Source organism: Serratia sp. N21D137 (assembly GCF_047530005.1).
GTDB classification, from domain to species: domain Bacteria; phylum Pseudomonadota; class Gammaproteobacteria; order Enterobacterales; family Enterobacteriaceae; genus Chania; species Chania fonticola_B.
Window position 1 is genome coordinate 1 of record NZ_JBLJAJ010000065.1, and the last position, 7,438, is coordinate 7,438.

Consider the following 7,438-nt stretch of genomic DNA (forward strand, 5'->3'; position numbering starts at 1 on the left):
GGGTAAATCAGGCGTGTGGCATTAATGCCAAACCCGGCGGACCAGCCTGCCAACGGCGTACCCAGCAGGGCCACTAGCAGCGAAAACAGGGAGATAAAGCGCGTCATATTGCGGATCCTGAAAAGGCAGGCCATCGGCCTGCTGGAACACATCAGTTGTAGGCAAAGCTGAACAGGATCGACGCGCTAACCATACCGATATCTGGCGTGAGAGACGTAGAGGCTAAACCAGCCTGCAGGCTCAGGGATTTCGTGTCGAAATCGGCTGCTGCCGGATTCTGACCTGCTTTGGCTACCAATAATTTCTGGCCGGCGCTAATGTAGGTGTTTTGTGAGGTCACTTCACTTAACATAACGCCGGTATTGGTGCCGGTGCTGTTAAAAATGTTCTGGTTGCCCCCTAGTGTCTGGCCGGTGACGATCAGGCTTGCTGTATCACCTGCTGCTGCCGGGGTTTCACAGTTGTCCAGACCCACGGTGAAGGTTTTTATACTGCTGGCAACCGGGGTGGCTACTGCGGTGAAGGCGGACTTGGAATAGTTACCCAGGTCCAGGCTAGGGTTGGAGAGAGAAACGTCACAGGTCGCCGCTACAACGTTGGCGGTAATGGTCATCTGGGCCTCAGATGCGGCCTGAGCCACGCCAGATCCTGCCAACAGAGCCGCAACCACCGGAGCCAGAGTAAAAATAGACTTACGCATAATGAATTCCTTATTTACGTATTAAAAAGGTGAATACAATCATTTCGTAGCTGATTATTAGCCACGAGCCCGCTGGGAACATCTGACCGAACTTTATCGCTACCTGAAATTATCCCCGTTTAGTCGGTCACTGCAAAAAGACTGTATCCGGCATCTGCACCCCTATGCCATGAGAACTGACAAAGGATTTATGCTGGCGGAGGAAATGCTCGCAATCATCTATGCTGAATTTTGGGAAGGCGTGTGTGAATACATAGTATCAACATAAAACGTCCATCCTTTGTTGCTCCTTTGTTGAGCAATCTGTGCTGACGTTTTCAGCCGTGCCAACCTACGTTCTAAATCTCGCTCTACCGCTTTCCGGCGATAGGTGGAAAGCTTGCGCCAGCAAGTTGCTTCATCACGGTTACGCCCACATCCCGTACACCATCCAGTTAAGGGGTCAAAAACACAGATATCAATACAAGGGGATTTCACCGCCATATGTACACTCCACGTAGCTAGAAGATCGTTTGACTAATATAGCATTATCTATCACTGGTATTAGCGCACTCAATGTTGTAATATTATAACATAACATAACATAACATAACATAACATAACATAACATAACATAACATAACATAACATAACAATGAGATTATTTGGATGGATACTTCACCAAAACCACTGATCTTACAAGGGGTTTCTCTTCATTCACAAAATGACGAATTGATACTTGATGACATCAACTTCATTGTAAATACAGGAGAAAGACTAGCTATCATTGGGCCAAACGGAAGTGGAAAGTCAAGTTTGTTACGTATAATTATCCAAGAAAATACTTACTATAAGGGCAATGTTTTATTTAACGGACGACCTATTAAGTCTATATCTGTGCGCGAACGTTCTAGACAAATCGCTTTCCTTTCACAAACTGATACGCCTGATTGGCGCTTGACTCTGGAAGAGTACGTCACTCTAGGGCGTCTGCCCTATGTAGGGTTGTTCTCATACGCCAAAGAACAACAAAAAATCAACAAAGCGTTAGAAAATACAGGACTCAAAAATCTTAGGCATCGCCAGCTGGGCTTGCTGTCTGGTGGGCAAAGGCAACGCGCGGCCTTTGCGCGTACTTTGGTACAGGAACCATCACTCTTGTTGTTAGATGAGCCAACAAATCATCTCGATCCGCAAGGACGAGCAGAATTGATGTCATTAGTAAAAAACCAAGGGATTACCGTTGTCGCTGTATTACATGATTTACAGTTAACAGCAACATTCGCAGATAAAGTACTCGTTTTATGTCAAGGGAAACAGGTTATTTACGATGTTCCAGATAGCGCTCTTCGAACAGAGATAATGCTGCCAGTTTTCGGTATGAAAAGCTTCGATGTTCTTCATCCTGAGAATGGCCACACACTAAAAATTTTTGAAGCCCCACTCTGTGCATGACTCAAGGTTGATCTTGTAATGAATAAGTTATTACTTTCATTGTTATTTACCATAGCCAGTTTTGCGGTTGAAGCTGCTAAGTTTCCCGTCACCATCCAGAGCTGTGGCCAACCCGTGACATTTAACCACCCTCCTAAGCGAGCTATTATTAACGATATCAATATGGCCGAGATGGTTTTTGCGCTCAAACTTCAGGAGAACATTGTCGGCCTCACGGGTATCACTGGTTGGTATAAAATGTCCCCTGAATTCCGTAAGCAGATGGGCAATATCCCAGAGCTGGCTCCCAAATATCCATCCCTTGAGACATTGCTCTCACATAAACCTGACTTTTTCTTTGCTGGCTGGAATTATGGCATGAAAATAGGTGGTGAAGTTACGCCTCAAAAACTCGCGCAATATGGAATTCCAACTTTTGTCTTAAGCGAAAGCTGCCTATTCACCGACTCCCAACAAAAAAAAGCCAGTATGGATTTGCTCTATAACGACCAGATAACATTAGGAAAAATATTTGGCAAAGAAAAAGACGCTCTGAGCCTCGTCGAACAGTGGAAGCATAAAATTACAACGCTACCCCAACGACCAAGTCATATCCGTCCAACTAAGGTGTTTGTTTATGATTCAGGTGAAGACAAACCTTTTACCAGTGGCAAATATGCGATGCCTACTGCCATCATTGAGACTGCTGGCGGTAGAAACATCATGGATGATATCGAAGCCAGTTGGACCAGCAGCACTTGGGAAACGGTCTCTATGGCAGAGCCTGAATTGATTATTTTATTGGATTATCAAACAGGCTCTGGGGCGGATGGTTTACGCAAGTTCCTTGAGTCACATCCATTAATGAAACAGACACCAGCGGTGAAGCAGGGCAGGTATCTAAAATTACAGTATTCAGAATTAACACCGAGTCCAGCAAACATAAATGCTATTGAAAAACTCGCTCATGCATTGTATGGAAGGAATGAGCCGTGAATATGTCTCGGAGACGTTATGCTTTTCTGGTCAGTTTATCGATCATCATTATGATTGGGTTGATGTTCTGTAGTCTCTTACAAGGATCGGTTTCGATCACTCCAGACCAAGTGCTATCTGCGCTGGGGTTTGATAATGAACCAGTATCAAGCCAAATTAGCACAATAGTGACTGAATTACGTTTTCCCAGAACTATTCTTGCAACGTTTACCGGCGCGGGGCTAGCAATAGTTGGCGTCCTATTGCAGACAGCCACAAAAAATGAATTAGCAGATCCTTTTCTTTTTGGACTTTCTTCTGGAGCGTCGGCAGGTGCAGTTCTTGTTATCACCCGCTTTGGTGATCAATTTGGTGAGATGACCCTGCCATTATCTGCTTTTATCGGGGGCATCGTATCGTCATTTAGTGTCCTGATACTTTTTTATAGTAGTCGGTCACGGCGAGCCGAACATCTTATAATTTTTGGTCTGTCCATCTCTTTTTTATTCAGCGCACTGACTAGTTATTTGGTTTTTTCAGGAGATCAAAGAGCCGCCAGCTCGGTCATGTTCTGGTCACTTGGGGGCTTGGGATTGGCTCGCTGGGATAATCTGTTCATTCCGTTAATGAGCCTGTGCATACTGTGTGGATTTGTTGCCTGGCGCTGGCGCTGGCTTGATGGATTATTGGCAGGTGAACAAACGGCAATATCACTCGGTATTAATGTATCTAGGCTTCGAGTTGAAACCTTTATTTGCAGCGCCCTCGCTACTTCATTTTTAGTTTCCCTGACGGGTGTTATTGGGTTTGTCGGTTTAATGGTGCCACATATGGCAAGGTATTTTGTAGGAGTAAGGCACCATTTACTCATTCCTTTTGCAGCGATATTAGGCGCTATTTTACTTTGTGCTGGTGATATTGTTAGTCGCATAATCATTAAGAATCAAGAGCTTCCTATCGGGATTATTACTTCAGGTCTAGGTGGTTTCTTTATTATTCTCTTATATATGAAACGTAACAATATTCGATGAAGAAGGCACGAATAAGTGACTAAGCACAAAAATATCAACTAATAACCGGCTGAAGCTAAAAGAATATGATTTTTAACATGAGATAACTTCTCTAAAATTATGGAGCCTAAATGATGTCTAATAAAATACCTGTTACTGTACTCACTGGTTTTCTAGGCAGTGGTAAAACGACGCTACTCAATCGAATTTTGTCAGAAGAGCATGGTTTTCGGATTGCTGTGATAGAAAATGAATTTGGCGAAATAGGCATTGACCAAGATCTGGTCATCAATGCTGATGAAGAAGTATTTGAAATGAATAACGGCTGTATTTGTTGCACAGTGCGTGGTGATTTAATTCGTATTTTAGGTGATTTGATCAAGCGAAAAGATAAATTTGATCGCGTCATACTGGAAACCACGGGCATGGCAGATCCAGGGCCTGTTGCACAAACTTTTTTTGTTGATGCTGATATTCAAGAGCATTTCGAACTAGATGGAATTATTACACTGGTAGATGCTAAGTATGTTAGCCAACATTTGGACGACAATACAGATGAAGTATTAGCTCAAGTGGCTTTTGCGGATCGTATTATTCTAAATAAAGTCGATTTAATTTCAGCAGCAGAGCAAAGCTCTCTTCAGCATAGGTTGCAATCTATCAATCATATGGCAACTATTTATTCAGCGACTATGGCCAACGCGCCAATCGCCGAATTACTAGATATTGGCGGTTTTAACATAGCAAGAGCTATGGAGATCAAACCCAACTTTCTTGAGCCTGAATATCCGTTTGAATGGGCCGGTATTTGGAATTTAGCTGCTGGAAACTATAGGATGAAAATGACAGCAGGCCCAGATCCAGAAATGTCTATTCTTATGTCAACAGTGAGTGAAGATGCAGATAGTCAGTTTCTGACATTGGCAGAACAGTTTTTCCCTCAATTTTCAACACCTCCACAAGTGCTTAATCATAGTGAATCTTTATCAGATTTATCAAAGCACTATGCGTTAATGCTGGATGGCAGAGACATCTACGAGTTTCATTTTTCATTAAACGATGCGCAAACTATAGTGATGTTTACTCAACATACTCCAGAAGAGTTTGACTTGAAATTAGTGTCTCATGATGAAACAGAAAACAAGCCAGTATCAGAACATTTTTTCAACGCAGGGCATTCGCACAATAGTGAGGTTTCTTCAGTATCCATTGAAATGCCAGGCCTTTTTGATTTAGATAAGCTCAACACATGGCTGAGTGTCTTTCTGCAAGTTCAAGGCGAAGATATATATCGCATGAAAGGGGTGCTTGGTATTCAGGGAGAACCTAATCGCATAGTCTTCCAGGGAGTACATATGATGTTTGGAAGTCAGCAAGGAACCTCTTGGGGCGATGACACACCCTTCAACCGCATGGTGTTTATCGGCAAAAATCTTGATGAACCTTATATCCGCACATTATTTGAAAGTTGCTTGGCTGAGGAGAACTAATATGCTGAGAAAAAACCCAACGGGCTATTACCCGAATGTTTCCGAAAAAGCGTTTATCGACCCAACGGCCATAGTATGTGGTCACGTTATCATCGAAGACAATGTTTTTGTTGGTCCTTACGCTGTGATTCGCGCCGATGAAGTGGATGAATCAGGCTCAATGCAGCCCATTATTATCCAGCAGGGATCCAATATTCAGGATAGTGTGGTTATACATTCAAAGGCTGGCGCCGCTGTTTCAATTGGTGCGCGAACATCGATTGCTCATCGTTCCATCGTGCATGGGCCATGTAATATCGGTCACGATGTGTTTATTGGCTTTAATACTGTGGTGTTTCGCACAACTATTGGTAATGGCTGCGTAATTCGGCATAACTGTGTGGTTGATGGAATCGATCTTCCAGAGTCCTATCATGTCCCACCGATGATGAATATGGGGCCAGGATTTGATCTTGATTCAATAGAAAAGGTTTCACCAGAATATGCTAGCTTTTCAGAGTCAGTCGTGTCAGCAAATCATACCCTAGTTGAAGGGTATAAGAGGTTAGCCAATGAACTGTAAGGGAAGTGTGAACAAGTGACGCCAGAAAAATGGTTTAAGATATTATCTTTTTATTTTCAATAAATTACGCAATAATTTTTTTGTAGAAAGTAATTTCTTGGGATTGTGTACCGAAACTGCAGGTGTAATACACTTAAGTGGACCAGCAAGGCACTATCCGATTTGGCGCGTTTGTACGAATTTCTGGTTCTGGCCAACAAATCCGCTGCGATACGTGTGGTACAGACACTGTACCCAGGCCCCGACTATTCTGCTCACCAATCCACGTATCGGTGAGCAACTGTTCCAATTCGAGCCTCGCTAGGCTAGGCGGATGTTGGTTGGCGAATACGAGGTTCGTTACGAGCTCCTTGATTCGAGCATCTACGTACTGCGGTTGTGGCATACCCGAGAAAATAGGTGAAATTATGTGTTTGGTCACTATGAATGTAAGTGTTCAGTACCCAGATAACCATCGAGCTAAACGGGGTTGTAGGGGTCTGAAGCCCAACCGTACGAAAACGTACGCTAAGTATGTTTTTTAACCAGCCAAGCACTTTATTGCCTTGATAACTAGATCGTCATAAAGGCCAATCATCCGCCTCGTCCGCCTGCTTAAGAGGTCTGAGCTGGCCCTTTGTTACCTGTTCTGCAAGCGTAAATGTATAGTGCCCCAGCATATTGATATGTGCATGCCGCAGTGGCGAAAGCCGGGCTTCATCTTCTTCATTCATGACTTCGCCCTCATCATGCAAATGTGCCAGGGCGGCCTGCATATAAATGGTATTCCAGAGCACGACGGCATTGGTCACCAGCCCCAATGCACCCAGTTGCTCCTCTTGCCCATCCTGATAGCGTTTTCTGATCTCGCCTTTCTGCCCGTGACAAATTGCTCTAGCGACAGCATGTCTGCTTTCTCCCCGGTTGAGTTGGGTCAGAATGCGACGTCGGTAATCCTCATCATCAATATAATTTAGCAGATACAGTGTTTTATTAATTTTCCCAGCTTCGATAATGGCCTGTGTTAACCCCCCCTCTGGCAGGATAGTTGTCACCCTCTAAAATTTAATCAGTTGGGGGTTAAGGCTTGAATGTGCCGAGTTACAGCGAAGAACGTAAGCAAGAGATATTAAGCAAGTTGTTAGCGCCGATGTAAAAATGACCCACATGCCAATGTAAAACGGACCCACCATGGGTAAAACTGGCAGTTTTAAGCGAGCTGCCGATGCTAACATTGGAGTTAAGAGTGGAGATTGCTGTTCTTCGTCGGCAAGGCATGTCCATCCGTGCTATTGCCCGTCATTTGGGG

The 7,438-nt window shown here is 43.9% G+C and carries 8 protein-coding genes and 3 pseudogenes; 8 read left to right on the top strand and 3 right to left on the bottom strand.

Going from position 1 to position 7,438, the window contains the following annotated elements; genetic code table 11:
* Positions 1-151: 151 nt before the first annotated feature.
* The gene (locus ACMV5H_RS24715) at positions 152-700 is read right to left on the bottom strand and encodes a fimbrial protein (RefSeq protein ID WP_414822711.1); all 549 of its coding nucleotides are present in this window, start codon (positions 698-700) and stop codon (positions 152-154) included.
* Between the two features lie 64 nt (positions 701-764).
* Here ACMV5H_RS24715 and ACMV5H_RS24720 point away from each other — a divergent pair.
* A pseudogene (locus ACMV5H_RS24720) lies at positions 765-923 on the top strand (DUF4158 domain-containing protein); the annotation flags it as partial.
* On the opposite strand, the gene ACMV5H_RS24725 reads toward ACMV5H_RS24720, so the two are convergent.
* Complete coding sequence (locus tag ACMV5H_RS24725; RefSeq protein WP_414822712.1) at positions 920-1,183, bottom strand: DUF1289 domain-containing protein; 264 nt, start codon at positions 1,181-1,183, stop codon at positions 920-922. The pseudogene ACMV5H_RS24720 and the gene ACMV5H_RS24725 overlap by 4 nt on opposite strands.
* 165 nt (positions 1,184-1,348) lie before the next feature.
* On the opposite strand from ACMV5H_RS24725, the gene ACMV5H_RS24730 reads away from it, so the two are divergent.
* The 6 genes and pseudogenes from ACMV5H_RS24730 (at position 1,349) to ACMV5H_RS24755 (ending at position 6,553) form a co-directional block, all read left to right on the top strand.
* Positions 1,349-2,134, top strand: a complete 786-nt coding sequence (locus tag ACMV5H_RS24730; protein WP_414822713.1) for an ABC transporter ATP-binding protein — start codon at positions 1,349-1,351, stop codon at positions 2,132-2,134.
* 18 nt (positions 2,135-2,152) lie between these two features.
* Complete coding sequence (locus ACMV5H_RS24735) at positions 2,153-3,109, top strand: ABC transporter substrate-binding protein (RefSeq protein ID WP_414822714.1); 957 nt, start codon at positions 2,153-2,155, stop codon at positions 3,107-3,109.
* Positions 3,110-3,111: 2 nt separating this feature from the next.
* Positions 3,112-4,119, top strand: coding sequence for a FecCD family ABC transporter permease (locus tag ACMV5H_RS24740; RefSeq protein WP_414822717.1), 1,008 nt, complete (start codon positions 3,112-3,114; stop codon positions 4,117-4,119).
* Positions 4,120-4,229: 110 nt separating this feature from the next.
* Entirely contained in the window at positions 4,230-5,588 is a 1,359-nt protein-coding gene (locus ACMV5H_RS24745; protein WP_414822715.1) for a CobW family GTP-binding protein, read from the top strand.
* Between the two features lies 1 nt (position 5,589).
* Complete coding sequence (locus ACMV5H_RS24750; RefSeq protein WP_414822716.1) at positions 5,590-6,150, top strand: DapH/DapD/GlmU-related protein; 561 nt, start codon at positions 5,590-5,592, stop codon at positions 6,148-6,150.
* Between the two features lie 105 nt (positions 6,151-6,255).
* Positions 6,256-6,553 (top strand): annotated as a pseudogene (locus ACMV5H_RS24755) (type II toxin-antitoxin system RelE/ParE family toxin).
* A gap of 157 nt (positions 6,554-6,710) precedes the next feature.
* On the opposite strand, the pseudogene ACMV5H_RS24760 reads toward ACMV5H_RS24755, so the two are convergent.
* Positions 6,711-7,160: pseudogene (locus ACMV5H_RS24760) on the bottom strand (Tn3 family transposase); the annotation flags it as partial.
* A 194-nt stretch (positions 7,161-7,354) separates the two neighbouring features.
* Between ACMV5H_RS24760 and ACMV5H_RS24765 the strand changes: the two are divergent.
* Positions 7,355-7,438, top strand: an 84-nt coding sequence (locus tag ACMV5H_RS24765; protein ID WP_414822718.1) for a helix-turn-helix domain-containing protein, incomplete at its 3' end; no start/stop codon positions are given.